Raw genomic sequence first — 24,911 nt, forward strand, 5'->3', positions numbered from 1 at the left:
CCCCCGATGAAAGCCGCGAGCTTCGACTACCAACGCCCCGCCACCCTGAAGGACGCCTTGCGGGCGCTGGCCGATGGCGGCGGCGCCGCCAAGGTGATGGGCGGCGGCCAATCGCTCGGCCCGATGCTGAACCTGCGCCTGACCCGGCCCAAGCAGGTGGTCGACGTCTCGGCGCTGGCCGAGCTGCGACAGGTCGCGGCCGAGGGCGACCAGCTGCGCATCGGTGCCGCCGTCACGCATGCCGAGATCGAGGACGGCGTCCACCCCTTGCTGCGCGACGGTCTGCTGCAGTCGGTGGCGGGCGGCATCGCCTACCGGGCGATCCGCAACCGCGGCACGCTCGGGGGCAGCCTGGCGCATGCCGACCCGGCGGCCGACTGGGTGCTGACGATGGCCGCCCTGGGCGCACAGATCGAGATCGCCTCCGCCACCGGCATGCGCCGGGTGCCGATGGAGCGCTTCATGCAAGGCGCCTACACCACCGACCTGGCCGACGGCGAACTGCTGGCGGCAGTGCTCGTTCCCAGGCTCGGTCCCGCGGCCCGCTGGGGGTATTTCAAGTTCTGCCGCAAGACCGGCGAATTCGCCGAGGCCAGCTGTGCGGCGGTGTTCGATCCGTCGCGCAAGCTCGCGCGCATCGTGCTCGGGGCGCTCGATGGCGCACCGCAGGCCTTGCCGGCACTTGCCGCGCAGGTGGCACGCGACGCCGCGATGCCGTCGCGCGACACGCTTCGATCGGCGGTCGCCGCGGCGCTGCCGGCCAAGGACGCGGTCGATCGCAAACTGATGGTCGCGGCGGTCGAGCGCTGCCTGCACCAGATCTTGGTTCCGGAACTTTCCACATGACCACCATCGCCCTCGAACTCAACGGGCACGCGCTCCGACGTGACGTGCCCGCGCGCATGCACCTGGCCGATTTCGTACGCGAGGAAGGCCGCCAGACCGGCACCCACCTCGGCTGCGAGCATGGCGTCTGCGGCGCCTGCACGGTGCTCGTCGACGACCGGCCGGTGCGCTCGTGCATCGCCTTCGCGGTGGCCTGCGACGGCCGGAAGGTGACGACCGTCGAAGGCTACGACCATGACCCGGTGATGGCGCTGCTGCGCCCCGCGTTCTCGCGCCACCATGCGCTGCAATGCGGCTTCTGCACGCCCGGCATGCTGGCCACGTCGCGCGACATCGTGCTGCGCTTCCCGGATGCCGACGAGGCCCGGGTCCGGCTCGAACTCTCCGGCAACCTGTGCCGCTGCACCGGCTATGTCGGCATCGTGGCGGCGATCCGCGACGTGCTGGCCCAATGCCGCGCCGGCGCCCACCCCGGGATCGACGCCCTGCGCGCTGCGATGCCGGGCCACGCCTGCAGTGCATCGGCGCCCGCATCGACGCCGGGCTTCACGGCCTTCGAGGCGGCCGACACCGGCGTGGCGGCGGTGGCCGCCGTGCCGCGCGGCGAGGCGCCTGCGACAGAGGGCGCCGCGCCGGCCAACGGCACCCGCATCCAGGGCCAGTTCACGGTGCCGTTCCCGGCCGCCGACGTCTGGCGCTTCATGGCCGACCTGCCGGCGGTGGCCGCCTGCCTGCCAGGCGCCGAACTGACCGAGCACAATGGCGATCGCGTCAAGGGACGGGTGGCGATCAAGTTCGGACCGATGTCGGCCAGCTTCAACGGCGCTGCCCGGCTCGACCGCGACGACAGCACCCGCAGCGCGGTGCTGAAGGGCGCCGGCCAGGATTCGCTGAGCCAGTCGCGCGCCAACGGCGACGTGGCCTACCGGCTGACGGAGGTCTCGCCGGCCTTGACCCGGGTCGACGTCGACCTGCTCTATTCGCTGCAAGGCCCGCTGGCGCAGTTCTCGCGCTCCGGCCTGGTCAAGGACTTCGTCGGCCGCCTGATCCAGGAGTTCGGCAAGAACGTGGCCTTGCGCATGGACCCCGCGCGCTCCGCCGGCGCGCCCCTGCCGCCGGCGCGCCTCAATGCCTTCAGCATGGGCGTCGGCGTGCTGTGGTCGCGCATCCGCCGCTGGTTCGGCCGCGGCGACCAGGTCGGATAGCCGCCACTTCGGTTCCCCATTCCCCGCACCGCGGCGCGTCTCGCAGGACTCGCGCCGATGGCGCAGCTTTGTCTGTCGATTGGTCCCTTTGCTCCTGGAGAAACGATGATGAATGGCTTGCTTGCTGGAACTCTTCGCGCAGCGCTCGCGTGCTGCATCGGCCTCGGTGCCATGGCGGGCGCCCATGCCCAGGCGCTCGAGAAGCTCAAGGTCCGCCTCGACTGGACGCCCTGGGGCGTGCACGCCGCGCTGCACCTGGCGCAGCAGAAGGGCTGGTTCAACGCCGCCGGGCTCGACGTCAGCCTGGAGGACGGCAACGGCTCCGTCACCACGGTGCAGCTGGTCGGCGGCGGCGACCAGTTCGATGTCGGCCATGCGGCGCTGGCGTCGATGATGATCGCGCGCGACAAGGGCGTGCCGGTGAAGGCGGTCGCGGTCTTCGCGCGGCTCAGCGACGTCGGCCTGCTGGTGCCCAAGGACGGTGGCATCCACGGACCCAAGGACCTGAAGGGCAAGAAGGTCGCCTACACCGCGGGCTCGCTCGAAGCGCCGTTCATCGATGCCTTCCTGGCCGCCGGCGGCCTGAAGCGCAGCGACCTCGAGCTGATCGGTGTCGATGCCGCGGGCAAGGCGGCCACCTATGCCGCCGGCCGCACCGACGCCGCCTTCTCGACCATCCCGTTCTTCCTGCCCGTGGTGTCGCTGACCCGGCCGTCTGACGCCATCCGCTTTGCCGACTACAACCTCAACATGCCGAGCTTCGGGCTGTTCGCGACCGAAGAGAAGCTCGCGTCGCGCGGCCCCGCCATCGGCAAGTTCGCGAGCGTGGTGGCGGCCTCCTGGACCTACGTGCTGAACGGGCACGAAGACGAGGCGGTCGATGCCATCGTGGCCCAGCGGCCCCAGGCCAAGCTCGACAAGAAGGTGGTGCGGGCGCAGATCGATGCCCTGCGGCCCTTCTTCCAGTCGCCGGCCGCGGCCGGACAGCCGACCGGCGTGCCGGTGGCCGCCGACTGGACCACCGCCGTCAAGACACTGACCGATGCCGGGCTGATCAAGTCGATCAAGGACGGCAACGACTTCTTCGTGCCGGGGCTGGTGCGGCCGGTGGTGCTGAAGACGGCTGGCGCGCCATGAACGCGGCGGCCATCCATGCCGACCGGGTGCGCAAGGTCTATCCCGGCGAGCGGGCGCTGACTGCGCTGGACGGCATCTCGCTCGATATCCGGCCGGGCGAGTTCGTGAGCATCCTGGGCCCCAGCGGCTGCGGCAAGAGCACCTTCCTGCGCTGCGTCGCCGGGCTCGAAGCGGTGACCGAGGGGACGCTCAGCGTCGACGGCCGCGTGGTGGCCGGGCCGCCCGATCACCTGGGCATGGTGTTCCAGCGCGACGCGCTGCTCGAATGGCGCACCATCGAGCGCAACATCCTGCTGCCGATCGAGTTCGCCGGCAAGCCGACCCAGGCCTACCGCGCCGCGATGGCGCAGTTGCTGAGGCTCACCGGCCTGTCCGACTTCGGCGACCGCTATCCGCGCGAACTCTCGGGCGGCATGCGGCAGCGGGCGGCGATCTGCCGTGCGCTGATCGACCAGCCGGGCCTGTTGCTGATGGACGAGCCCTTCGGTGCCCTCGACGCCCTGACGCGCGACCAGATGAACGTCGAGCTGCAGCGGATCTGGCTCGAGACCCGCAACACCGTGATGTTCGTGACGCACGGGATCTCGGAAGCGGTATTTCTGGCCGACAGGGTGGTGGTCTTCTCGCCGCGGCCCGGGCGCATCGCCGACATCATCGAGGTCGACCTGCCGCGTCCGCGCCGGCTGGCGGTGCGCGAGACGGCGCAGTTCGGCGCCTACACCGGGCGCATCCGCGACCTGTTCCACGAGATGGGGCTCATCAACGAAGAGCCCGCCCAGGCCATCGAGGAGGCCGCCTGATGAACCCATGGATCGCCAAGGCCAGGCAATGGCTGCTCGGCGCGATGTCGATCGTCGCCTTTCTCGTGGTCTGGGAAGTGCTGGTGCGGGTGCTGCACGTGCGGCCGGTGACGCTGCCGCCACCGACGGCCATCCTGGGCGAGCTCGCCGGCGAATGGCACTGGTATCTCGACCACACGCTCTACACCCTGCTCACCACGCTCGGTGGCTTCGCGCTGTCGGTGGTCGTCGGCGTCGCGCTGGCGATGCTGCTGGTGGGGTCGCGCTGGTTCGAGCACGCGGTCTATCCGCTGATCGTGGCGCTGAACAGCGTGCCCAAGGTGGCGATCGCGCCGCTGTTCGTGATCTGGCTCGGCACCGGCTCCGAACCCAAGATCGCGATCGCCTTCCTGATCGCGGTCTTCGCGGTGATCGTCGACGCGGTGCACGGGCTGCGCTCGGTGCCGCAGGACGTGCTCGATCTGGGCACCGTGCTGAAGGGCTCGACCATCGACTTCTTCTTCAAGGTCCGGCTGCCCTGCGCGCTGCCGTCGATCCTGACCGGCATGAAGGTGGCGATCTCGCTGTCGCTGGTGGGCGCCATCGTGGGCGAGTTCGTCGCCTCGCAGCGCGGCCTCGGCTACGTGATCCTGAGCGCGCAGGGAACCTTCGACACGGCGCGGGTGTTCGCGGCGGTGTTCATGCTGGCGCTGCTCGGCATCGTGCTCTATGGCGCACTGGCCTGGGCCGAGCGGCGGGCGACGCCGTGGCGCCGGGTCGAGGGCTAGCGTCGCCTGGCATCACTCCGGCGCAATGCTCAGGTCTTTCGTGAGCTTGGCCCAGCGTGAATGCTCCGCGTCCAGCATGCCGCCCATCTGCGTCACCGTGCCGGCGCCGTCCGTCATCGGGCCGATGGCCAGCAGGCGCGCCGCCATGTCCTTGTCGCTCAGCACGACGTCGAGCTCGCGGTTGAAGCGCTGGACGACGGCGCTCGGCGTGCCGGCGGGGGCGACGATTCCGATCCAGCCGGCATAGTTGAAGCCGGGCAGCGTGTCGGCCACAGGGGGCACCTGGTCCCAGCCGGCGATGCGCTTGGCGGTGGTGACGGCCAGCGGGCGGAGCTTGCCGGCCGTGACCATCTGCGAGACCGACGGGACGTCGCTCACCAGCACTTCGATCTGGCCGCCGACCGTGTCGGTCACGCCGGCACTGACGGAGGCATAGGGCACCGAGTTCACCTCGATGCCCAGTTGGGCGGCCAGCAGCCGGGTGATCATGCCGCTGAAGGTCTTCGGCCCTTCGTTGGCGATGGCCAGCTTGCCGGGATTGGCCTTGGCGTATGCGACCAGGTCGCCCAGCGACTGGAACTTCGACCCCGCATTGACCGAGATGGTGAAGGGCACAGTGCCGACCATGCCGACCGGAACGAAGTCCTTCCGCGGGTCGTAGGGCAGGTTCTTGAACAGGTAGGAGTTCATGACCAGCGCCGCGGCGGTCGCGAAATAGAAGGTGTAGCCGTCGGCGGCCGAACGGGCCGCCGCCTGGGCGCCGATCGCGTTCTGACCGCCTGGACGGTTCTCCACCACGATCGGCTGGTTGAGCCGGCGCGAGAGCTGGTCGCCGATCATGCGTGCCATCGAGTCGGCGCCCGATCCGGCGGGCTGCGACAGGATCAGCTTGATGGGCTTGTCGGGCCATCCTTGGGCCCAGCTGGTCGGCATCCAGGTGGCGAGCAGCGCGGCGCCGGTGGTCAGGGTGAAGGTCCTGCGATTCATTGTCGATGTCTCCTGTTGATTGTTGGGTTCAGGCCTCGCAGGCCGCCGTGACGCCGAGGGCGATGGCCGCCTCTTCGAGCAGCGCCGTGGTGTCTTGCGCCGTGGCTGCGACGCCATAGACGTAGTTGTCGGGCCGCACCAGTGCCGCCACGCAGGCATGGCGCTGGAACCAGTCGGCGGCGACGCCTTCGGTTTCCGCCAGGGCCTGCAGCGAGACCCGCGCGAGCCCGCTCCATGCGCCGACTTCCGCGTCCGCTGCAGCGTCGGCGGAGAGCACCAGCCGCCAGCCGTGGCCGGCGACCTCGTCCATGCGGCTTCTCTTCCCGCCCTGCTGCAGCCAGGGCTGAGGAAACAGGCCGCCGCGTGCCGCGCTCTCGCGCCCGGACAGCAGGCCGTGTTCGAGCCGGGGCAGGATGTCCTGGCGCGGCGTGTCCCTGACCACCCCGGCGCAATCCGCCAGCAGCTGCGCATCGCGCGCCCGGGCCTTGTCCGGGTCGCGTTCGCAGATCACCGCGCCGACGCCCTTGATGCGGCTCGTCAGCTCGCGCACATGCGCCTTGCGCTCGGTGCCGTAGCTGTCCAGCAGGGCTTCGGCGGCCGTGCCGCCGACCTCGCCCTGCAGCACCGCCGCGAGCTTCCAGCTCAGGTTGGCCGCGTCGCGGATGCCCTGGCACATGCCCTGCCCGAGGAAGGGCGGCTGCATGTGCGCGGCATCGCCGGCCAGGAACACGCGGCCCTTGCGCCACTGGGCGGCCACCAGCGCGTGGAAGCGATAGCTGGCCTGGCGCCACAGCGTTCCGTCCGCGGGCGTGAGCCAGCGCGAGAGCAGCTTCCAGGTCTCGGCGTCGGTCGCGACCGCGCCGGGATCTTCGCCCGGCTTCAGCGCGATCTCCCAGCGGCGATGGTTCTTCGGCCCGATCACCAGGGTGCACGGACGCTCCGGCTCGCAGTACTGCACGCTCACCGGCGGCAGCTTGGCGAGGCCCTGGTCGTTGACCAGCACGTCGACCACCAGCCAGGGCTCGTCGAAGTCGAGGTCCTCCAGCGGCATGTCGAGTTGCGTGCGCACCGTGCTTGAGCCGCCGTCGCAGGCGATCGCATACCGGGCGCGCACCGCCTTGCGTTCGCCGTTCGCGGTGTCGATGGCGAGCGACACGCCGTTCGCGTCCTGCTCGATGCCTTGCAGCGTCGCGCCGAGCTCCACCGTCACGTTGGGCAGCTCGGCGACCCGAGCGCGCAGCACGCGCTCGACCGCCGGCTGCGTGAAGACCATCGAGGGCGTGTAGCCCTGCGGGTAGGGCGGCGCGACCATGGTCATGCGGCGGATCAGCTGGCCGTCGACGCCGAAGTATTCGGAGTTGGTGAAGGGCTCGCAATAGGGCTGCACCGCTTCCGCCACGCCGAGCTGCTGGAACACCCGCATGATCTCGTGGTCGAGGGCGATCGCGCGCGGGATCTGGTAGACGTCCTGCAGCCGCTCGCAGACATGGACCCGCAGGCCCTTCTGCCCCAGCAGCCCGGCTGCGACCTGGCCCGCCGGACCGTAGCCGACGATCGCGACGTCGTAGACAAGTTCGCTCATCGCGCTTCGTTCACGATCGGGTTCGACAGCACGCCGACGCGCTCGATCTCGACCTCGTAGCGGTCGCCGGCCTTCATCCACACCGGCGGCGTGCGCGCCTGGCCGACGCCGGCCGGCGTGCCCATGACGATCACGTCGCCGGGCTCCAGGGTCAGCACGTCGGCCAGCAGGGCAATGGTCTCGGCGACGCTGAAGATCATGTCGCTGGTGTTCGCGTCCTGCATCACCTCGCCGTTGAGGCGGCCCTGGATCTTGAGGCCGACCGCGCCGGGCGGCAGCGCGTCGGCGCTCACCAGCAGCGGCCCGAAACCGCCGGTGCCGTCGAAGTTCTTGCCGATGGTCCATTGCGGTGTGCGCTTCTGGTAGTCGCGCACGCTCATGTCGTTGAAGCAGCTGTAGCCGAAGACGTATTGCAGCGCGTCGGCCTCCTGGGTGTGGCGCGGCACGCGGCGGCCGATCACCACCGCCAGCTCGGCCTCGTAGTCGAACTTCGAGGACACCGAGGGCACGACGCCGGCCTCGCCGTGGGCGATCAGCGAGGAGGCGCCGCGGAAGAAGAACCAGGGGTAGTCGGGCTTCTCGCGCCCGCCTTCCTTGGCATGGTCGTAGTAGTTGAGGCCGAGACAGACGATCTTGCCCGGCTCGGGCACCAGCGGTGCGAGGGCCGCGGCGGCGAGCGGCTGGCGGGCGCCATGGGCCAGCGCCTGCCGTGCCGCCTCGTTCAGGTCGACGCCGGCCTGGAGTGCGCGGCGAAGATCGTCGGGCACCTGCGGCTGGGCATCGTTCAGGTCGATCAGCTGGTCGTTGTCGACCACGGCCAGGCGAGGCGCGCCGTTGCGCAGGTAGGTGGTGAAGTTCATGGCTTTCTCTTTCAGGGGAATCAGGAGGGAACGAACAGGACGCGCCGCTGCGCCTCCTTGAGGGTGGGGCCGGGCGGTGGCGAGATGCCCCACTGGTCGACGCGGCCGGGCGGCCACTTCCAGTCCTCGGGGCCGCGAGGCCGGTAGCGCTCGTCGACCTGCTCGACCTCGGCCGTGTATTCGATGACGACGCCGAAGGGATCGATGAAGTAGTTGAAGAGGTTGTTGCCGGGACCATGGCGCCCCGGCCCCCACTGGATCGGGAAGCCTGCATCCTTCATCCGGCCGCCGCCGCGCATCACGGCATCGCCGTCGGGCATCAGGAAGGCGATGTGGTTGAGCGCGTCGTTGTCCGAGACGCCGACGGCCAGCGTGTGGTGGTCGCTGTTGCAGTTCATGAAGGCAATCGCCACGGTGCGGTCGGCCAAGGTGAAGCCGAGCACCTTCGACAGGAAAGCCTGCGTCTCGTCGACGGCGTGGCTGTTGAGCACGACGTGGGTCAGCCGCAGCGGCCGGTCGCGCGTCGACGCCGACGGCTCGCGGCGGGCATCGCCGTGCACCACCTGGAAGATGCGGCCGTGCGGGTCGCGGAAGCTGAAGCCGGTGCCGCCCGCTTCTTCGTCCAGCGGCTGGACCGGGCTGAGGATCCGTCCGCCGCTCGGCTCGACCTGCGCGGCCACGGCAGCCAGCGCCTCGGCGCTGCGCGCGCGCAGCGTGACATGGCGGATCCGCGGCACGCCGCCGCCCTGGTGCAGCGCGAGCAGGAAGGCATCGCTGCCGCTGCCCCGCAGACAGAGCGCGCCGTTGCCGCGTGCAGCGACCTCCAGCCGCCAGGTCTCGGTGTAGAAGCTCTCGGCCTGCGCCAGGTCGGGCACTTCGAGTGCCACGCTGCGCAGCCCCTCGATCCAGGGTGAACTCATGCGATGCCTTTCGAAAGGCCGAGGAAGCGCTCGGCGTTGCGGTGGACCAGCGCGGCCGCGGTGTCGGCATCGAAGCCCGCGGCCTCGACCCGCTCCACCGGCGTGCGGTCGTGGAAGTTGAAGGGGTAGTCGGTGCCCAGCATCAGCTGGCTGCCGCCGAAGCTGCCGACCAGGTGGCGCAGGGTCGGGGTGTCGAACACCAGCGTGTCGTAGAAGAAGCGGCGCGCCTGTTCCACCGGCGATTGCAGCAGGGTGTCCTGCAGGGCGGGGAACACGCCCGCGCCCTGCTGCAGGCGCGGCAGCAGCGAGGCCAGCGTGCCGCCGCCGTGGCTGAAGGCGATCCGCAGCTTCGGCCGCCGCACGAGCAGGTTGCTGGTGATGGCCGAAGCGGCGGCGAGGCCGACGTCGCCGGGGTAGGCCAGCACCTGCTGCAGCGCTGGCGGCCCCACCAGCCGGTCCATGCCCGCGGGCCGGATCGCATGCACGAACACCGCGGCGCCGAGCCGTTCGCAGGCCTCGAAGAAGGGGTCGAAGGCCGGCGCGCCGATCGCCACGCCATTGATGTTGCTGCCGATCTCGACGCCGGGGAAGCCGAGCACCTGGATCACATGCTCGAGTTCCCGGATGGCAAGGTCCATGTCCTGCAGCGGCACGGCGCCCAGGCCTGCGAGTGCGCCGCCGCTTTCGGCCACCATGCCGGCGATCTGCTCGTTCAGGAAGCGCAGCAGCTGCTGCGCGGGCTCGGCCTCCATCCAGTAGGAGAGCAGCTCCGGCATCGGCGAGACCACCTGCAGGGCCAGCCCCATGCCCGGCAGGTCCTGCAGCCGCTTGCCCGTGTCCCAGCATTTGTCGGAGACGGTGCGGTACACCTTGCCCGAGATCATGACGCTGCGGTGGCAGGGCTGGGCCGCGGCCATCGACGGCCAGTCGGCCGGCAGGCGGCTGCCGACGTAGGCCGGGAAGTTCTCCGGCACCACGTGCGCGTGCGTGTCGATGCCGCAGGCGCAGCCGGATGGGTGTTTCAACGTGCTCAATGTGTGTCTCCGGCCGCGATCGTAGGAAGTCGACCAGCCCATGTACAGACGATTTGGCCGATAGATAAAATCGGTTTCATGGATATTCGTTCGGTCGATCTCAACCTGCTGGTCCTGTTCGACACGATGGCGCGCCTGCGCAGCGTCAACAAGGCGGCGGAGGCCCTGGCGCTGAGCCAGTCGGCCACCAGCGGGGCGCTGGCGCGGCTGCGCGCGGTGTTCGACGACCAGCTGTTCGTGCGCACGGCCTCGCAGATGGAACCGACGCCGCGCGCGCTCGAACTGGCGCCGGTGGTGCATCGGGTGGTGCAGACGATCCAGTCCGAGATCCTCCAGCAATCAGCCTTCGATCCGGCGCGCGCGGAGCGCAGCTTCACGATCCTCACGCCCGACATCGGCGAGGTCGCCTTCCTGCCGGGCGTGCTCAGGCGGCTGCGCGAAGAGGCGCCGCATGTGCGGCTGCATGCGGTGTCGAGGCCGCGCGCGGCGGCGGCGGACGCGCTGGAGCAGGGCGAGGCCGAGCTCGCCGTCGGCTTTTTTCCGGACCTGCAGCGCGCCGGCTATTTCCAGCAGGCGCTCTTCATAAGCACCTACACCTGCATCGCCTGTTCCCGCCACACGGCAGCGGGGTCGCGCATGACGCTGAAGCAGTACCTGTCGGCGCGCCACATCGTCGTGCGGCCCGATGGCCGGGAACATCTGCTGGACCGCTTCCTCGACGACAAGGGCTGGCAGCGCCATGTCACGCTGGAGCTGTCGCATTTCATGAGCCTGGTGGTGCTGCTGCCAGGCAGCGACCTGATCGCCACGGTGCCGCAGGACATCGCCACCGTGGTCGGCCGGCATGTCGCGATCAAGGAGATCGCGCTGCCGTTCCGGCCGCCGCAGCTGCAACTGCAGCAGTACTGGCACCGGCGCATGCAGAACGATCCCGCCAACCGCTGGCTGCGGGGGCTGTTCTATGACGTCAATCGCCGGGAGGCCGGGGCGCAGATGCCGGGCTGAGGGCCGTCTGCTCCGCCGCGATCAGTTGCGCCAGCACGCGTCGGGCGCGCACCGGCCCGGCGTCGACGGACAGCATGACAGGGTTCAATTCGTCCAGCGCGAGGCCGCCCATGTTCTGGTGGACCGCCTCGATCATCGGCTTGTCCTGCGTGTCGAAGGCCTTGCGCAGGGAGGCCAGGCGCCCGCTGTCCATCTCGGGATCGCGGGCCCCCCAGTTGCGCCCCTGGGCCCAGAAATAGTGGGTCGCGGTGGCCGAGGCCGGCGTCATCAGATGGCAGCCCTGGCTTTCGTTCGCGCTCTGCGCGGGCTCGCCCTCCGGCAGCACGCCCACGCTCAGCTTCATCAGGGCGGGCGGGTCCCAGCGCACGTCGAGCCAGCGCTCGACGAAGCGATCCCCGGCTTCGTACCAGCGCTGCAGGAAGGGCGGAAGAATCTCATGGCTGGTGCGGCGCTTCGAGAGCACGGTGTGGCCTTCCTGGACCACGCCCGACTGCGCGCGCCGGACCGCCTCGCTGCCGAGCAGTCCCGGATGCAGGAACTCGATGTGGCCGAGGTCCATGATGTTGTCGGTCATCAGTTCGTAGTGGCCTTCGGCCAGCGTGTAGCCCTTGACGTTCTGGAAGTCGGGATCGGTCAGGAACTCGAATTCGGGGATGGCCGACGGATCCGCCCGCTCGGCGTCGCCCATCCAGACCCAGATCAGGTGGTAGCGCTCCACCACCGGGAAGCTGCGCACCACGGCGCGCTTCGGGATCATGCCGTTGCCATGCGGGTTGTGCACGCAAGCGCCGCTGCAGTCGAAGCGCAGGCCGTGATAGGCGCACTCGATCCGGTCGTCGACCCGCTTGCCGAGGTGCAGCGGCGCGAACCGGTGCGGACAGCGGTCGTGCAGTGCATTCGGCCGACCGTCCGAGGTGCGGAAAAACACGACGGGAATGTCCAGCAGGCGGCGGGGAAGCATCTGGTCGGTGAGTTCGTCGGCCCATGCCGCCGCGTACCACGCGTTGATGAGAAAGGCTCGGCCAGGCGATTCGAATGAATTTGGGGGTGTTGGTGAGCTCCAATAGAGAGCGGAACGCGGTGCAAGGTCCTTTCATAGGGAAGTGAGCTTCCGTAATCCCTTCGTATGCCTGCCGATAGTTGGGAAACACGGACCGACGACCCCTAGCGCAAAGGCCCAAGCGGCCATTAGAAATTGCAAAGACAACGCCGTCGAAATGTAGGCTTGTGTTGTCGTGGCTCCGGCGATACCGTTGCGCCCCCTTCGCGCCAGCGTAAAGTCCCATGTACAAGTTGTTTGCCCAGAGGCGAGGGCGAGATACCGTCGATCTACCCGACGCGCCAGTCGAAGCTGCGTGGCTGCCTTACCTTGGCACCGGCGCGTGCCTGTACTCCGCGGTAGTCGCCTACCAGGTCAGTAGTGGATGCGCTAAAGAGAGAGCTGTCGCAGACATCTATGGCGCACGCGTTCGTGCTCCGCTCAACCTCTTTGGCATCGGCGCTGCCGAGATAAGCAGAAGGCTTTTCAGCGATCTCGTCAAACCCATCGAGCTCTTGAAGAGACATACGCTCTTTGGAGTCTACGGTGGCACTCTCAACGAAGCTGAGGAGCAAAACTGGGCCGAAGAACTAGCCCTTGGGGGAGGGGCTCCAGTTAGCCTAGCAAACCATTTTTATCTGTATGCCGGCCCACTGACATGTTGGAATGAGCTTCGATTTTGTCCTCAATGTGTCGTTGCCGATATCTCTGAGGGCAGGTTGCCGGAATGGAAGTTACTCCATCAATTGCCGTTCTTGATGTGTTGCCATCTTCACGAGAGGGTTCTAATTTCGAGATGCAATGGCTGCAATGAAGTATTCGACCGGGGAGCGGATTTTCGGGTTCCTGGTCAACCGTGTAGATCGTGCGGGATGCTACCGGCATACGCGGCCCAAAAATACATTCCGGCTCCTGAAATTTCAATCGGCATTATCAGCAACGAGCTACTCATATCTTCTCTGGAGATCTTCCGTCCGGTGAATTGGAATAATTTGATCAGAGGTCTTGTGCGGACCAGCGGTGGGCGAGATCCGGCTATAAAGCTTATTGATAATTCACTTCGAAGTCGTTGGAAAGTTGGGTCAATTGATCAAATTTTCCAAAACAGAGGTTATTCCTTTGGTCTGCAAGCACTTGAATTGGAAATCGACCTCATGACCGTAAGTAGACCCTGTCTCCGCATCCTGATTTTTGATGCGGTCCGATGCACGTTCGGCAACTCTCTTTGTGAGTTGAGTGTGCAACCCCAAGCTGTAGAAGGTGATCAAGAGGAACTCTACCGCGTCGCCTTAGCCGTCAACATTCCGACGGGAGTCATCACCTTACTTCTTAAGGGGGAGAGCTTCCAGACGGTTTCTCGCGCGTCACTTGGTGTGAAGTACACGCGGTTATGTACCTTCTTTAAGGGGCTGCCAAAAGATCTTTCTATATTTATAGCCAGAGCGCGCGCGGCAAAACTTGGAATGCGAGATCGCACAGGATTTATCGAGTCGGACCCACTAACCATACGACGAGAGGCGCTGATGAAAATTATCGAAAATGAACCAACAATCACGAGGGCAGAATGTAGAGTCATTGCTGGCACTTTGGTAGGTTGGCTTTGCAAAAACGACAAAAAGTGGCTTGATCAAGTTCTCCCCTGCAAGTTTCCCATTCGTCATCCCCGTCAGAGATTTCGGTCTTTCGCTGAGGAGCGAAGCGCCAAGCGCAAAATAATTATTGAATTCAAGTCCCTGCACCCAGATTGCACCCGTGCAGCGGTATGCAGACGCGAGCAGGGGGCATCCAAATGGCTTCGAGAGCATGATCGAGCATGGTTCGAAAAGCAATTGCCCTTAAGTACTTCGCCGCCTGGTACGAGAAGTTGGTATCGATACGATGTCGCATTCAAGGAGCCTCGTCGTCGGTTATCCGGCCACTATGCCGATAACAGCACCAGAAAAAAGGCGTATGTCACGCACCTCAAGAAGATAATTGATCTGAACCCCCACTTGTTGCGCAGCGAAGTAGAGCGCGCCGCCCCTTCGGCAGTTGCCTGGCTACGCGCACATGACCCGGGTCTGCTGGAAAGGCTGCTGCCACATGCTCTCCCGGCTCGCCGCAGATCGAACTGAATGGGTTGGGCCGCTTTTGCATCGCATCTCTGAATGCACTGGTTGCTCGTTCAGTCGAAGCCCAGTCCATAGCGCACCATAGCAACAGGGAATGAACTGGATGAGTGCGGACTAGTCCGCGGAGATGGCGAGAAATCCAGCTCCATCGGCTATGGCTCGTAGTCCAGGCGGGCGCGCGTGGAGGAACCGAGAGACTCCCGTAGAGCAAAACCAGTCCTCCAGCGGGCTCGCGTAGGAAATCCGAGGCGATTCCCAAAAGGCCGAGCGTCCTTAGCCGGTGCTCTGAAGCCTCCACCAGTCCCACGCAGTTGATTTCGGACGCCGAGCGCACGGCCTCGCACAGCGTTGCGAGAAGCACCGCTACACGGACGAACTCAGCTTCAATCCTCCCTGCTTCAGCGATGCTTTCCGAGTTTTCGCCAGCAGCCAGGATGAGCGTCGTCGAGGTATCCATCGCAGGGCGCGCGTGTTCGACACACACAACCAAGTCGTCGGAAATTGATGAGCGACACGCCAGTACGGACGACCGATGCGCCCGACGTCGCTTGCGGCGCACCAATTCAAAGGGTGGTCGATTCGAATCCCGGCTGCGAGCCTTCGGTCCTCCAGTGAACCATGTCGCATCCGCTAGTCGACGCGGCGTCCGGCTTATAAACGGGACGTAGAAGGCTGCGATCGTGTGGGCGGTGGCCCAACGGAATGCGCTGTCTTGGCGCCTCGCCTGCGCGAGCGGAAGGTCACGCAAAGACAGGGGAAGGTCATGGTGACGAGCACCTGTAGCAGTTCCCGTCAGCCGGATTGCAGTGAAGTCCGCGCGGATCGATCCGCTCCATGCGTGCGCGATTGCACAGAAGCTGTAGATGGTTTCGTCGTCCTCGATGTATGGAGACGCCCCGCTCATCGAACCCTCCGACGTGGATCGGCCACGTGGCACATACCATACAACATGGTGCATAAAAGAGCAAGACTCTCACTTTCGTCTCGAGCTTGATGGCCAAGCGACATGCGAATTTGTAAGTAACTGCGACGGCACAAGATCGCGTTCGACTCGATCGATCCCCGTCAACCAGGCATTGAGGAGGTCCGAAACTGCACGAGTGGTGGACGCAAAATGGGTCGCTCGCACATGGGCGTGCACCGCATGAACCTTGGCATGTGAGCGCGCGCAGATGTCGTGGCGATGTAGTACGACTAAGGTAGAGGACCACAGTGGTCTGAGCGCTCGCGAGAGAGCCGATGGCTTCAGGCCTTCTGCTCATCTCCGAGTGACGTACGGTGCCTATTTATCTTGCGATCCACTCGATGGCGAGCGGAAGACGGGCATCTCCAACGCATGCAAACGAAGCACCCACCGTGAGGAATTGCAATCGCCCCTCAATTCCTCGAACGAAAATCCAGGTTTTTCATTCTGTGCCAATCCTTTTTCGCGAACTATTAAAACGATGGAGCGCCGCTGCGGCAATTGAGACATCGCGTCGGGCGAATAGCTTCGGTCTCCGTACATTTTGTTTCATGAGCGACGCAGACGTGGCCGTTGGCAGTGGTAGGTTCGCCTTCCCAAAAAGCGTAGGCGATCTAAACGTCTAAGTTCCTCGCCGACTAAGGCAAAGGGAGGCCAATGACTCGCGTCTCTGGTTACAGCATCGAGCGGTACGTTCCTCCTCGCGAACGTCTGCCGGGACAGTGCGGTCGGATGACGTGGACAAAGCTCAACCGGCTAATGAGGGCCGGCTTTGGGCAAGGCCACTTTAAGGATTACTTGCCATGGCTTCGGGTGACCAAGAAGGACTATTCACCAAAAGGGAACATCGGACATCTTCCTTCGCCCGACCTAGGCCACAAACACCACTACCGGAGCGGCGGAGAGAAAAATCTTATTCTCGTTTTGAAGTGGCTCGGGGCAGTAGAAGCGCGAGATCAGTACCCTGTTTGGCCCTGGCCACACGCGCACCCTGCCTTCGGTCTTCCTGGCTATCTTGATCCCAGCAAGGTGAGAGGACTTTGGGAGATAGCGATCGAGGCAGGGATCGAACACGGATTTTACCCGAGCACCAAAGTGCCGTATGTGGCGACGCTCGATATTCTCTCGACTTGGCTGAATTCCAGCGGCAAGTACTATTTGCTAGCGCATGAAGTAAAGCCCTTCAAATACGTCTATGAACCGGATCCCCTTAGCCGAACCAAGGAGCGTCTGGAGCTAACACGGCGGTATTGCATCGCCGTTGATATTCCTCAGCGTATATCGCACGCGGAAAGTCTTTCTTTGGCCTTGGTCCGTAATCTCGATGCACTAGCGCCTCGGCTCACAAGTGATAGTCTCCAAAATATCAGGATCTCAGCAGACTATTTGCGAATAGTCGATCACTGCCTCAATAGGGCCTATCAGTGCCCGGCCTATTTGGTAGCTGAAGAAGCTCGCGGCTCGCTTTCCAAGGAAATGTCACACGCCATGTTGCGCTTGGCAATCTGGTTTCAAGACGTCGATCACGACATCTCTCAAGAGCTCGAGCTCTGGCAGCCGTTGATTTTGGGGGGCCACCTGCTGAAAAAAGCGCTGAAGGCCGAATGGCATGGGAACGACATATGACTGCAATAGTTAGCATCCCTTTCGCTGACAGAGATGTTCTTGCACCTTTAACGGGTGCTTCGATGCTGACAGCATCGACCCGTGTTTTGCATGTGGATAGACAGAACGACAAGGTTTGGTTAATCGATTTGCCAAAAAAACTGCCCAAAAAGGAAGCGGGTAAGTCGAGCCCTAATGACAGGGACAAGCATGAAGATTCCAATCGCATGGAGAGCTACGTCAAAGGGTTCTACTCTCGACGGCTGTCCGAACTCGCCACGGAGGTTCGGGCCCGTCTCGTTCACATCCTGAACATCAAGACCAAAGCGTTGAGCGATGCAGATCGACGCGGCACCGCCAACACCGCGCGCGCGAAGGTCCTTGTAGAACGCGCGATACGCAGACGTGACGCAAGGTACGAGATCATCAAGCCGTTGGTGTGCGAACCGGGCACCGAGAACGTCTTTCGCCCGACCTGCGAGATCGTTCATGACGAGTCGCTCGCGGAAAAGATCCGGCTGCGAGCCCGAGAGTGCAAAACGTCGAAGAGAAAGGTCTACTCGCTCCTGCACCTCTTTCTGGCGGGCGGCAGTACCAAGAACGCCCTGTTCTCAGGACATGACCGTTGCGGCAACCGTGGTCAGCCGAAACTGCAGAACAACAAGCTTGGCCGAAGCACGGATCTGTACCGGGAGGGTAGGGTCAAAAGCCGCGGGTTCCCTCTCGACAAGGGAGTCGATCCCCTCAAGGCGAACAATCCAGACTACGACGGGGACAAGCAGCGGCTGGCTTGGGGTTATCGCTTGATATCTCACAGCGTCAGGGCAAGGGATGCGTACCTCTACACCTGCGGCGTCTTTTATGCGGATCATGAGATAGCGCCAGACGGAAAGCGCATTCCGCATCTCTGGCCGATCACGGAGCGGCCGAGCTTCAGGCAGTTCATGACCTGGGGCAAGCAGCTCAACGGCGATCTCTCCATTGCAGAGGTTCTGCTCGGTGCCAGGCTATGGTCACAGAAGGTCGAGGCACGAGGCGGCGCGGTGACCGACCACGTCGCGTGCGTCGGCCAGCTGGCTGAGTTCGACAGCACCTCCACAGACACGTACCTCACCTCGCATCTGAGCCGCCTGAAGGTGCTGATGCCGATGACCCGAATGATCCTCAAGGACGTCCGCACCGGCTTGATCGTAGGCCTGTACTGCGGCTGGATTCCGAAGTCGCAAGCGTCTGCGCTTCTCTGCATTCTTCATGCCGCTAGTTCGAAGGTCGCGTTCTGCAAGCGATTCGGATACGACATCACCGAGGAAGACTGGCCCGCAATCCTCCATCGGATGATTCGCGCCGACCATGGCGAGATGAAGGGGGAGAAGATCTCGGAGGCTGAAGACCAGTTCGGCTTCGGCATGGACTATCCCCGCCCGAGAACTGGAAGCGACAAGGGCGGCGTCGAAAGTCAGAACCACACAGACCACAAGGAGTTCGATGAAAAGATTCCGGGGAACGCCCACGGGCATCCAGCAGAGAAGCGGCGCGAAGTCCGGGCGCGCGAGCATGCCCTGTGGAACTACTACGAATACATGAGAGAGCTGATCCTGTACATCCTCAAGTACAACAACGAAGAGGTGGCCGACTTGGCGCCCGTAGACATGCTGCAGGAGTCCCCTGAAGTCCGGCCGACTCGGCTCAACATCTTCAAGTGGATGCGTGATCGCGGCATGACGGCCGAGTTGCCGCGCAACGTTGAAGAGATGCGGGCGTTCATGCTTCCGGACTACCCCGCTGTCATTCGCAAGAACGGCGTCTACATCATCAGCACCGTCGGCCAGCGGGAAAGAATCATTCCACGTCAGCGCTTCTCAAGCCCCGAGCTTATCGCGTCAGGAATTCTCTCGGCGGTCAAGCGAACGGGTCATGTTGTGTTCACGCGCATCAAGGCGGATCAGGAGGACCTTTCAAAGGCGTGGTTGCCGACCCCGGACGGCCTTATACCCCTCACGACCACGATTCGGGACACGACCTTGGTGAAGAAGGGAACGCTCGAAGACTGGAGCGGCATCGCGTTTGAACTCGACCTGCAGAGGAAGGAGCGCCAAGGTGAGGTCGATCAAGCCGACGTCGTGGTGCTTTTCCGTCGAGAAGCTGTGACGATTGCCGCCAACTCCGAGCGCGCCGAGGAAGTTGCTGGCCGCAAAAAGCCGCCGAGCAAGAGCGAGATCCGCAGGAACCTGAGGCCGAATACCGTCGACGAGATCAAGGCGCTTGCAGCGGCCGAAGCGGCGCAGGTCAAAGCCGCCGCGGACGAACCGGTGACCGGTGAACATCCTGCGCCCGAAGACGATGCCGCTCAGCGCGTGATGCGTGAATTCAACCGTATCGAACAGGCGTCACGACGCCAAGCCGCATCGCCGCAGATCTGATCCCTCCTTGAGTTTCTTTCCGTCTGGTCGGTGGTTGCTCGTGCAAGCACGGACCTTCCTTTGTCCCGAGAACTAGGAGCTAAAGATGAAGCTGCCTCAGAATGTCATTGCGCATCCGGAACTCATTGCCGGACCCAACCCATTGCTGGAGTTCAGCGCGGCGGCGTACATCCCTTTTGATGAATGCCCCAAGCACCTCGCGGAGTATCCGTTAGACGCCGTTGATTGGCAGGAACTTCCCGAGACGCGAAGAGCAGCGCTGCTGAACCTGCTCCCCATGCATTTCGTGTGTTCAAGTGACCTTTTTGCGCCCGCTGAAGGCCTTCAGCTGCTGCTACGCCGCTCGCTCGTCCTCTGCAACCCACTGGCTCAGGCAGAGAAGATTCGTCGAAATTCGGTTGCCCTGAGCACGGACCTCAGAAAGATGATGGCTCATTCTCTCGCTCTCCTGCATGAGACCGATGCAGCGGGCGCAATCTGGAAGGGGATTACAGCGACGGGAAAAACTTCGCTGTGTCTGCGGGTCCTGAGAAAAATCGGTCCCAATCAGTGTGTCACCTATGGGCCGTCGGAAGCGTGCGGATGGACAAAGCTCCTTCATCTCGTCTGGCTCTACGTCGACTTCCCGACGAATGGTACCCGGGGAGCACTCTTGAAGCGCGTCCTACTCGGTGTCGACGCTGTTCTAGGTACTGACTATCTTGAGCAGCATCAGAAGACGGCGAACATTGACACCCTGCTTGTTGTTGTCTGCCGCATCCTTTCGATGCACCGTCTCTCGCTGCTCGTCATCGACGAAAAGCAACAGAAGACCTTTGAAGACAACGCCCTCAAGGTCGAGTTCGTATTGTTCTATCTCGGTTTGATGAACCTTGGGATCTCAGTCGTTCTGCTCGGGAACCCGCTCGCATTCGTGAGCTTGGAGCTGTTCTCACAGGTGGTGCGTCGTTTCTCCGTGGGCGGCGTACACGATTTCTTGCCTGCGCACTCGCCGAACGAGCCATGGTGGAAAGACGACTATGTGATGAGGATGCATTGGTTCTGCCTTGCGAATGCGCATTGCATGGACACTGATCTTTGGCGCAAACGGGAGCATGAGCTGTCTGGGGGACTCAAAGGTCTTCAGAAGGCTCTCATGCATGAGAGCCAGACTGTCATGTTCAGGCGAGGAGCGCCCTTGGAACTGAGGATCGAAGACATGGAAACGGCAGCAAAGTCGCCAGGCTATCGAAAACTCGTAAAGATCGCTGAGACGGCGCGAGGTGTGCAAGCTGCGAACGGTGAGTTTGACGACATTCCTATGGTGCTTCCCAAACAGCCCAAGAAGGCGAGCAAGGTGCAGGATGTCGTCTCGAAACTGCTAGCCAGCTACAACTCGGAGCAGACGCGGGCCAAAACTCGCCTTCTAAACCAGATGGAAGCTCTCGCCGAATTGCCTCAGGACGACGTCCGAATGCTGGGAGTGGATCCCGAGTTGGTTGTGGAGGCGCGTCGGATGAAGGTCCTGCTGGGAAGCGCAGCTCCGGCGAAGAAGGCGCAGGTGAAAGGGCGCGGCAAGAAGTAATGCGGAAGGCTGTCGGTTAGTCCCAGCAAGCTCAGGGCGATTCGGAGATTCGCGAGATGGCGGCAGCCTATGGGCGATAACAACGGCGTGACCATACCTTTCGCGCTAGCATCCTGCGACGACTGTGAAAAGTGCGCCTTCTCGGCCGCTTCGTCCCACAGCATCGCGCACGTCGCACTCTTCGTGTCCATGATCGCTGCGACAGAGCGATTGAGATGATCCCAAGGGTCGATCTGCCCTTCGGCGTTCCGATCACCTCGCAGACGCTGGGAGTCTTGATGGCGGACTGCCTGTTTGGCGAGAAAGCGCGGCCTCCTTGCGATAGCCCTGTCCTTGCTTCCTGTGGCTCTGGCGATACCGCTGCTGGCCGGCGGACGGAGTAGCGTGGAGTGTTCGTCGCACCTTCTGCCGGCTTCCTGGTTGAATGGTCGTTCGGAGCGGCGGCCAGTGGGTTTGTCATGCGTCGCCTGTCGCACCTGCGTGGCCGCGCGCTGCTGGCTGGCACACTCGTCCTGGCTCTGATTAACGGGGTATCGGCGTCGTCTATACCTTCGGCATCGCTGGCCTCGCATCGATCGCCAAATTCTCCTTCACGCATGCCGCGCTCGCTCGTGCGACGTTCAACCCGGGCGACCTGATCAAATGCGTGATCTGCGCGTTCGTCGTGCACACGGTCGTGCGGGGGTTGCCTCATTGGCGCCTCGCCGAGTGAGGTGTGCTCGAGCGCGGGCCCATGCCGAATCCCGACCATGCGAGTGAGAGCTCGTACGCCGCCGGCCCCGCGATCTTTGCGCCGCTTCGGTTCGAAACCGTTCACAGTCCGATCGCATAGCTGGGCCGCGCACAGGCCAGAAGCGACAGCTTTTGACGATGACGCGATGCGTTTGAGCTTCGAGGCACTGGCCGATCAAAGTGACGCCGCGAGAACATGCCCCCCCGGCGATCCTGTTGCGCAGGCGTGTCGGAAGCAGGCTCAGCTGGTGGGCGCCGCCTCAAGCAAGACGGCAGGAAAGCGTGGTGACAAATGAGTCTGGAAGCAAAAAGGGGCGGTCATTCTTGACCTCGCGCGCCCCTGGGTCAAAAACTAGGCACGGTCGATGTACTTCGCCTCTTGACCATGGGTAACTCTCTTGTATGATACAGACGGAGAACCGTTCTTGGGCTTCGAGCGGCCGTCCGGCCCTGGCCGTTTGGGGGGATAGGGTAGGTTAGGTCGAACGGCGGAGTCGGCCTTGTTGCTCGGCGTTGAAGCAAAAGTGTGTTGCCGCACTCGCGATCCTCGATTGCCGGGGAGCGGTGGCGATCTGACGTGGAACAGGACTTATGAATGATGCCCTTGCGTTGAAAGAGCGCTATCCATATATGTTCGAAGGTCAGCATATAGGCTTGACCTTCTATCGCGGCTGGACGCAGATCTTGATGCGCGCTTGCGAGCAAATCGATGAGTTTCTCGCGGGGGATCACCTCGGATTTCGCTGGGTCAAACTTGAATCCGATCGGGGGGCAGGGCTCTTTCTCTATGTGCTCGGTGAGTCCCGACACTTCGTGGTCGACCTGCACAGAGAAACGAGGCGAGCCATGATGTTTGCCGCGTACGATATCGCCGGTGACGTCACCATCCAGGTGGACAGGATTGTCATGGAGGCGGAGCGGGTTGCTGGTACCGCTTGCATGGTCTGTGGCGGACGCGCAGTTCCCGCGTCACATTTTGGAACCGAACTGACGCTATGCGCCGCTCACACCCCCGAAGCCCTTAACTGCCGAGGCGAGGAGGGGCTGGAAGGCGTGTGGCGAGAGGCCATCGAGTGGGAGGAAGGCGCGTTCTCTTGAGTTGTGTCGGCCGCAGGCGGCGTTCGCAACGCGATGATCCGGTGCTGCGGCCCGTCAAGCAATGCCACTATGACCGAGTCAGCTCTCTGGCAGAGTTTCGGCGATCAGCGAATCTTGCGTCGAAGGAAGCGAGTTGGACGACGATAGCTCTTGCCCATCCGGATACGCGATATACCGAACTGAGCCCAAGGGACCGGACGGTTCCGTGGCGATCTTCTTGCCGATTCCGATGAGGAATTCATTGCGCGAGGAAAGGCGCAATCGCGACGCTGCTGCCGACGAGGAGCGCCGTGCGAGGGAGGACCGTGCACGTGCCACCGAGGGCTCTTCACCTTTGCGTCCGACGGCGACCGTCCAGTCTTCCACACCGTTCGCGGATCCCAGAAACTCCGCATCGATCATCGAGGCATTCGAGTACGGCGTCGCACGGCGCAATCGTCGTCGGACGCATCCGGTGCTGCAAGGCAAGGAACTCGTTCGCGTAGCGGCCCGCATCCTGACCATGCGTGACAAGGACTATCAGAAGCGTGAACTCGAGGTCTTGGAGAAGTTGAGGAACATGGGAGCCCTGCGCGCCGTCGCAAACCCGGGATTTGCGCCTTCCCGCTGGGCACAGTCACTTTCGTACCTTCAACATGCCCACCCCCATTTCGGAGCGGTGACCGATTTCGTGGCGGGCCAGGTCGCGCTTTCCATACGTAGCCGCAAGCCGCTGTCGATTCCTCCGATCCATCTCTGGGGTGCGCCGGGTCTGGGCAAGACGCACTACGCCAACGATCTCGCAGATGCCCTGGGGACGCCGATCCGCCGGCAATCCATGGAGAACGCGCAGACGACCGCCATCCTACTCGGCACCGAGCGCCACTGGAGTTCAGCCACATTCGGGATCGTCTTTGACCAGATCGTCTTGGGTAGTGTCGCCAATCCGTTGTTCTCGTGGACGAGTTGGACAAGACGCCACGAGAAGGGCGATACGACCCTTTGACCGCTTTGCACTCCTTGCTCGAGCCCCTCACAGCGGCACACGCACGTGACGCAGCGATGGACATCACCTTTGACGCGAGCCTGGCGATTTATGTCGCGACCTCTAACGATCCGGGCAGGATTCCGGAGTCTGTGCGCTCAAGATTGCGCGAGTTCCAGATCTCGGCCCCAAGCGGAGAACAGGCATTACAGGCGGCACGCGTGATTGTCAAAGGCGCCATGGAGCAACTTGGAGTGAAAGGGTTTGTCGAGCCGGAAGCAAGGATTGCGCATGGACTTGCCCATATGACGGCGCGAGAGATCACTCGTGCGGTGAAGGAGGCGGTCGCCCGGGCGCTCCAGGATGGGCGCATGCACCTGGTCGAGGCGGATCTTCCCACGGAGCCGTCGGACGCCGGTGCTTCGCAGCGACAGCTTCATTGACCGTGAGACGCCAGCGGTCGCCAAACCCCACGTGAGCGGTTTCGAAGACTCCGCACCGCGGGAGGCCCCGCGTGGGCTCCCGTCAGCGTATCGTTTGGTCAAGCTCCTCGGAGGGGATGCGAAATCGGGCGCCAATCGTGTCCCGCAAACTCGCGAGCGAACTTCAGCGATCAAATTCCGTAACGGACTACTTACGCGGAGAATTTCCAGATGTTGCTTCGCTTACGCACTTGATGTCCGCTTTAAGGACCACGCCGCGTCACGGCACTCAGGCAAGCGCCGCAAGGAGATATCGCTGGGGGGGCGAACGCAGATCGACGAGGCGTCGGCCGCGCAACTAGACCTGAGCCTTCAGTTTTACTTTTCGCTTGCCCGTCTTCATTTCCGCGTAGTAGCGCTCTGCCACGGAACGAACCAGCTCATCGGGCTCGAGGCCGAGGCCTTCGGCGATCCGGAACAAGGAGGTCAAGGAAGGGCTTGTCGTGCCGACCTCTAGCTTTGCGACGAAAGACCTGTTCAGCGAAGCTGCGAACGCCAACGTGTCCTGGTTGAACTCAAGCGCTGCCCGCCGAACTTTGAGTTCGGCTGCAAACGCTTGCAGCAACACAGGATCTTGGTTCGACCGCATGCGACGAATCTCGCCGCCTGCGCTTGTTTATGCACCCGCTTGTATGATACAAATCGACATTTGGGGCAAACTTTTTGATGCGGGTGTTGCGGTGCAGCACCACTTTTCGCTTGCGGATCAGCCATGTGGACGTCGACCTTCGAGAGCGCTGGTAGTCAGCGCTCCGGAGTTCGAGGCCTTCAAACCTGGGTTGGCAGCTC

General features: G+C 63.6%; 21 protein-coding genes and 1 pseudogene. 15 read left to right on the plus strand and 7 right to left on the minus strand.

What is annotated here, in order from left to right; all coding sequences use genetic code 11:
* The first annotated feature begins 6 nt into the window (after positions 1–6).
* The 5 genes from AC1DF3_RS05850 (at position 7) to AC1DF3_RS05870 (ending at position 4,755) form a co-directional block, all read left to right on the plus strand.
* Positions 7–846 carry an FAD binding domain-containing protein gene (locus AC1DF3_RS05850; protein WP_478139095.1) on the plus strand — a complete coding sequence of 280 codons (840 nt, stop codon included), beginning with the start codon at positions 7–9 and terminating at the stop codon, positions 844–846.
* The gene (locus tag AC1DF3_RS05855; protein ID WP_478139096.1) at positions 843–2,051 is read left to right on the plus strand and encodes a xanthine dehydrogenase family Fe-S subunit; all 1,209 of its coding nucleotides are present in this window, start codon (positions 843–845) and stop codon (positions 2,049–2,051) included. Before AC1DF3_RS05850 ends, AC1DF3_RS05855 begins: the two co-directional genes overlap by 4 nt.
* A 171-nt stretch (positions 2,052–2,222) precedes the next feature.
* Positions 2,223–3,188: an ABC transporter substrate-binding protein gene (locus AC1DF3_RS05860; protein ID WP_478139122.1), complete on the plus strand. Its 966-nt coding sequence runs from the start codon at positions 2,223–2,225 to the stop codon at positions 3,186–3,188.
* Positions 3,185–3,988 carry an ABC transporter ATP-binding protein gene (locus AC1DF3_RS05865; RefSeq protein WP_286530181.1) on the plus strand — a complete coding sequence of 268 codons (804 nt, stop codon included), beginning with the start codon at positions 3,185–3,187 and terminating at the stop codon, positions 3,986–3,988. The genes AC1DF3_RS05860 and AC1DF3_RS05865 overlap by 4 nt, the downstream gene beginning before the upstream one ends.
* Positions 3,988–4,755 carry an ABC transporter permease gene (locus tag AC1DF3_RS05870; protein WP_286530179.1) on the plus strand — a complete coding sequence of 256 codons (768 nt, stop codon included), beginning with the start codon at positions 3,988–3,990 and terminating at the stop codon, positions 4,753–4,755. Before AC1DF3_RS05865 ends, AC1DF3_RS05870 begins: the two co-directional genes overlap by 1 nt.
* Positions 4,756–4,767: 12 nt before the next feature.
* Here AC1DF3_RS05870 and AC1DF3_RS05875 read toward each other — a convergent pair whose 3' ends face one another.
* The 5 genes from AC1DF3_RS05875 to AC1DF3_RS05895 are packed head-to-tail and all read right to left on the minus strand — an operon-like array spanning position 4,768 to position 10,129.
* The gene (locus AC1DF3_RS05875; RefSeq protein ID WP_286530177.1) at positions 4,768–5,742 is read right to left on the minus strand and encodes a Bug family tripartite tricarboxylate transporter substrate binding protein; all 975 of its coding nucleotides are present in this window, start codon (positions 5,740–5,742) and stop codon (positions 4,768–4,770) included.
* A gap of 28 nt (positions 5,743–5,770) precedes the next feature.
* Entirely contained in the window at positions 5,771–7,324 is a 1,554-nt protein-coding gene (locus AC1DF3_RS05880) for a bifunctional 3-(3-hydroxy-phenyl)propionate/3-hydroxycinnamic acid hydroxylase (protein ID WP_478139097.1), read from the minus strand.
* The gene (locus tag AC1DF3_RS05885; RefSeq protein WP_478139098.1) at positions 7,321–8,184 is read right to left on the minus strand and encodes a fumarylacetoacetate hydrolase family protein; all 864 of its coding nucleotides are present in this window, start codon (positions 8,182–8,184) and stop codon (positions 7,321–7,323) included. The genes AC1DF3_RS05880 and AC1DF3_RS05885 overlap by 4 nt, the downstream gene beginning before the upstream one ends.
* 20 nt (positions 8,185–8,204) lie before the next feature.
* Entirely contained in the window at positions 8,205–9,104 is a 900-nt protein-coding gene (locus AC1DF3_RS05890; RefSeq protein ID WP_478139099.1) for a VOC family protein, read from the minus strand.
* The gene (locus AC1DF3_RS05895; protein WP_478139100.1) at positions 9,101–10,129 is read right to left on the minus strand and encodes an amidohydrolase family protein; all 1,029 of its coding nucleotides are present in this window, start codon (positions 10,127–10,129) and stop codon (positions 9,101–9,103) included. Before AC1DF3_RS05895 ends, AC1DF3_RS05890 begins: the two co-directional genes overlap by 4 nt.
* 87 nt (positions 10,130–10,216) lie before the next feature.
* Here AC1DF3_RS05895 and AC1DF3_RS05900 point away from each other — a divergent pair, with 87 nt between their 5' ends.
* Positions 10,217–11,143, plus strand: coding sequence for a LysR family transcriptional regulator (locus AC1DF3_RS05900; RefSeq protein WP_478139101.1), 927 nt, complete (start codon positions 10,217–10,219; stop codon positions 11,141–11,143).
* Here AC1DF3_RS05900 and AC1DF3_RS05905 read toward each other — a convergent pair.
* Positions 11,106–12,152, minus strand: a complete 1,047-nt coding sequence (locus tag AC1DF3_RS05905; RefSeq protein ID WP_478139123.1) for a Rieske 2Fe-2S domain-containing protein — start codon at positions 12,150–12,152, stop codon at positions 11,106–11,108. The genes AC1DF3_RS05900 and AC1DF3_RS05905 overlap by 38 nt on opposite strands.
* 275 nt (positions 12,153–12,427) lie before the next feature.
* On the opposite strand from AC1DF3_RS05905, the pseudogene AC1DF3_RS05910 reads away from it, so the two are divergent.
* The 9 genes and pseudogenes from AC1DF3_RS05910 to AC1DF3_RS05950 all read left to right on the plus strand — a co-directional run.
* A pseudogene (locus tag AC1DF3_RS05910) lies at positions 12,428–12,910 on the plus strand (hypothetical protein); the annotation flags it as partial.
* A 144-nt stretch (positions 12,911–13,054) separates the two neighbouring features.
* Positions 13,055–14,296: a hypothetical protein gene (locus tag AC1DF3_RS05915; RefSeq protein ID WP_478139125.1), complete on the plus strand. Its 1,242-nt coding sequence runs from the start codon at positions 13,055–13,057 to the stop codon at positions 14,294–14,296.
* Between the two features lie 1,774 nt (positions 14,297–16,070).
* Complete coding sequence (locus AC1DF3_RS05920; RefSeq protein ID WP_478139102.1) at positions 16,071–16,883, plus strand: hypothetical protein; 813 nt, start codon at positions 16,071–16,073, stop codon at positions 16,881–16,883.
* Between the two features lie 62 nt (positions 16,884–16,945).
* The gene (locus AC1DF3_RS05925) at positions 16,946–19,282 is read left to right on the plus strand and encodes a hypothetical protein (RefSeq protein ID WP_478139103.1); all 2,337 of its coding nucleotides are present in this window, start codon (positions 16,946–16,948) and stop codon (positions 19,280–19,282) included.
* Positions 19,283–19,367: 85 nt separating this feature from the next.
* Positions 19,368–20,846 carry a P-loop NTPase family protein gene (locus AC1DF3_RS05930; RefSeq protein WP_478139104.1) on the plus strand — a complete coding sequence of 493 codons (1,479 nt, stop codon included), beginning with the start codon at positions 19,368–19,370 and terminating at the stop codon, positions 20,844–20,846.
* A gap of 574 nt (positions 20,847–21,420) precedes the next feature.
* On the plus strand, positions 21,421–21,558 hold the full coding sequence (locus AC1DF3_RS05935; RefSeq protein WP_478139124.1) for a hypothetical protein: 138 nt from the start codon (positions 21,421–21,423) through the stop codon (positions 21,556–21,558).
* 611 nt (positions 21,559–22,169) lie between these two features.
* On the plus strand, positions 22,170–22,676 hold the full coding sequence (locus tag AC1DF3_RS05940; RefSeq protein ID WP_478139105.1) for a hypothetical protein: 507 nt from the start codon (positions 22,170–22,172) through the stop codon (positions 22,674–22,676).
* A gap of 205 nt (positions 22,677–22,881) precedes the next feature.
* Positions 22,882–23,661 carry a hypothetical protein gene (locus AC1DF3_RS05945; RefSeq protein ID WP_478139106.1) on the plus strand — a complete coding sequence of 260 codons (780 nt, stop codon included), beginning with the start codon at positions 22,882–22,884 and terminating at the stop codon, positions 23,659–23,661.
* 56 nt (positions 23,662–23,717) lie between these two features.
* Positions 23,718–24,083: a hypothetical protein gene (locus AC1DF3_RS05950; RefSeq protein ID WP_478139107.1), complete on the plus strand. Its 366-nt coding sequence runs from the start codon at positions 23,718–23,720 to the stop codon at positions 24,081–24,083.
* A gap of 337 nt (positions 24,084–24,420) precedes the next feature.
* Here the strand turns inward: AC1DF3_RS05950 and AC1DF3_RS05955 are convergent, their stop codons facing one another.
* On the minus strand, positions 24,421–24,711 hold the full coding sequence (locus AC1DF3_RS05955) for a helix-turn-helix domain-containing protein (protein WP_478139108.1): 291 nt from the start codon (positions 24,709–24,711) through the stop codon (positions 24,421–24,423).
* Positions 24,712–24,911 lie beyond the last annotated feature (200 nt).

The organism is Variovorax sp. 10N432 (assembly GCF_056394465.1).

Excerpts from the sequence above, each read along its gene's own strand:
- AC1DF3_RS05950 (WP_478139107.1), top strand. The coding sequence starts at position 23,718 with ATGGACATCACCTTTGACGCGAGCCTGGCGATTTATGTCGCGACCTCT.
- AC1DF3_RS05900 (WP_478139101.1), top strand. The coding sequence starts at position 10,217 with ATGGATATTCGTTCGGTCGATCTCAACCTGCTGGTCCTGTTCGACACG.
- AC1DF3_RS05915 (WP_478139125.1), top strand. The coding sequence starts at position 13,055 with ATGCTACCGGCATACGCGGCCCAAAAATACATTCCGGCTCCTGAAATT.
- AC1DF3_RS05850 (WP_478139095.1), top strand. The coding sequence starts at position 7 with ATGAAAGCCGCGAGCTTCGACTACCAACGCCCCGCCACCCTGAAGGAC.
- AC1DF3_RS05870 (WP_286530179.1), top strand. The coding sequence starts at position 3,988 with ATGAACCCATGGATCGCCAAGGCCAGGCAATGGCTGCTCGGCGCGATG.
- AC1DF3_RS05890 (WP_478139099.1), bottom strand. The coding sequence starts at position 9,104 with ATGAGTTCACCCTGGATCGAGGGGCTGCGCAGCGTGGCACTCGAAGTG.
- AC1DF3_RS05880 (WP_478139097.1), bottom strand. The coding sequence starts at position 7,324 with ATGAGCGAACTTGTCTACGACGTCGCGATCGTCGGCTACGGTCCGGCG.
- AC1DF3_RS05925 (WP_478139103.1), top strand. The coding sequence starts at position 16,946 with ATGCTGACAGCATCGACCCGTGTTTTGCATGTGGATAGACAGAACGAC.
- AC1DF3_RS05865 (WP_286530181.1), top strand. The coding sequence starts at position 3,185 with ATGAACGCGGCGGCCATCCATGCCGACCGGGTGCGCAAGGTCTATCCC.
- AC1DF3_RS05930 (WP_478139104.1), top strand. The coding sequence starts at position 19,368 with ATGAAGCTGCCTCAGAATGTCATTGCGCATCCGGAACTCATTGCCGGA.
- AC1DF3_RS05855 (WP_478139096.1), top strand. The coding sequence starts at position 843 with ATGACCACCATCGCCCTCGAACTCAACGGGCACGCGCTCCGACGTGAC.
- AC1DF3_RS05860 (WP_478139122.1), top strand. The coding sequence starts at position 2,223 with ATGGCGGGCGCCCATGCCCAGGCGCTCGAGAAGCTCAAGGTCCGCCTC.
- AC1DF3_RS05940 (WP_478139105.1), top strand. The coding sequence starts at position 22,170 with ATGAATGATGCCCTTGCGTTGAAAGAGCGCTATCCATATATGTTCGAA.
- AC1DF3_RS05885 (WP_478139098.1), bottom strand. The coding sequence starts at position 8,184 with ATGAACTTCACCACCTACCTGCGCAACGGCGCGCCTCGCCTGGCCGTG.
- AC1DF3_RS05875 (WP_286530177.1), bottom strand. The coding sequence starts at position 5,742 with ATGAATCGCAGGACCTTCACCCTGACCACCGGCGCCGCGCTGCTCGCC.
- AC1DF3_RS05955 (WP_478139108.1), bottom strand. The coding sequence starts at position 24,711 with ATGCGGTCGAACCAAGATCCTGTGTTGCTGCAAGCGTTTGCAGCCGAA.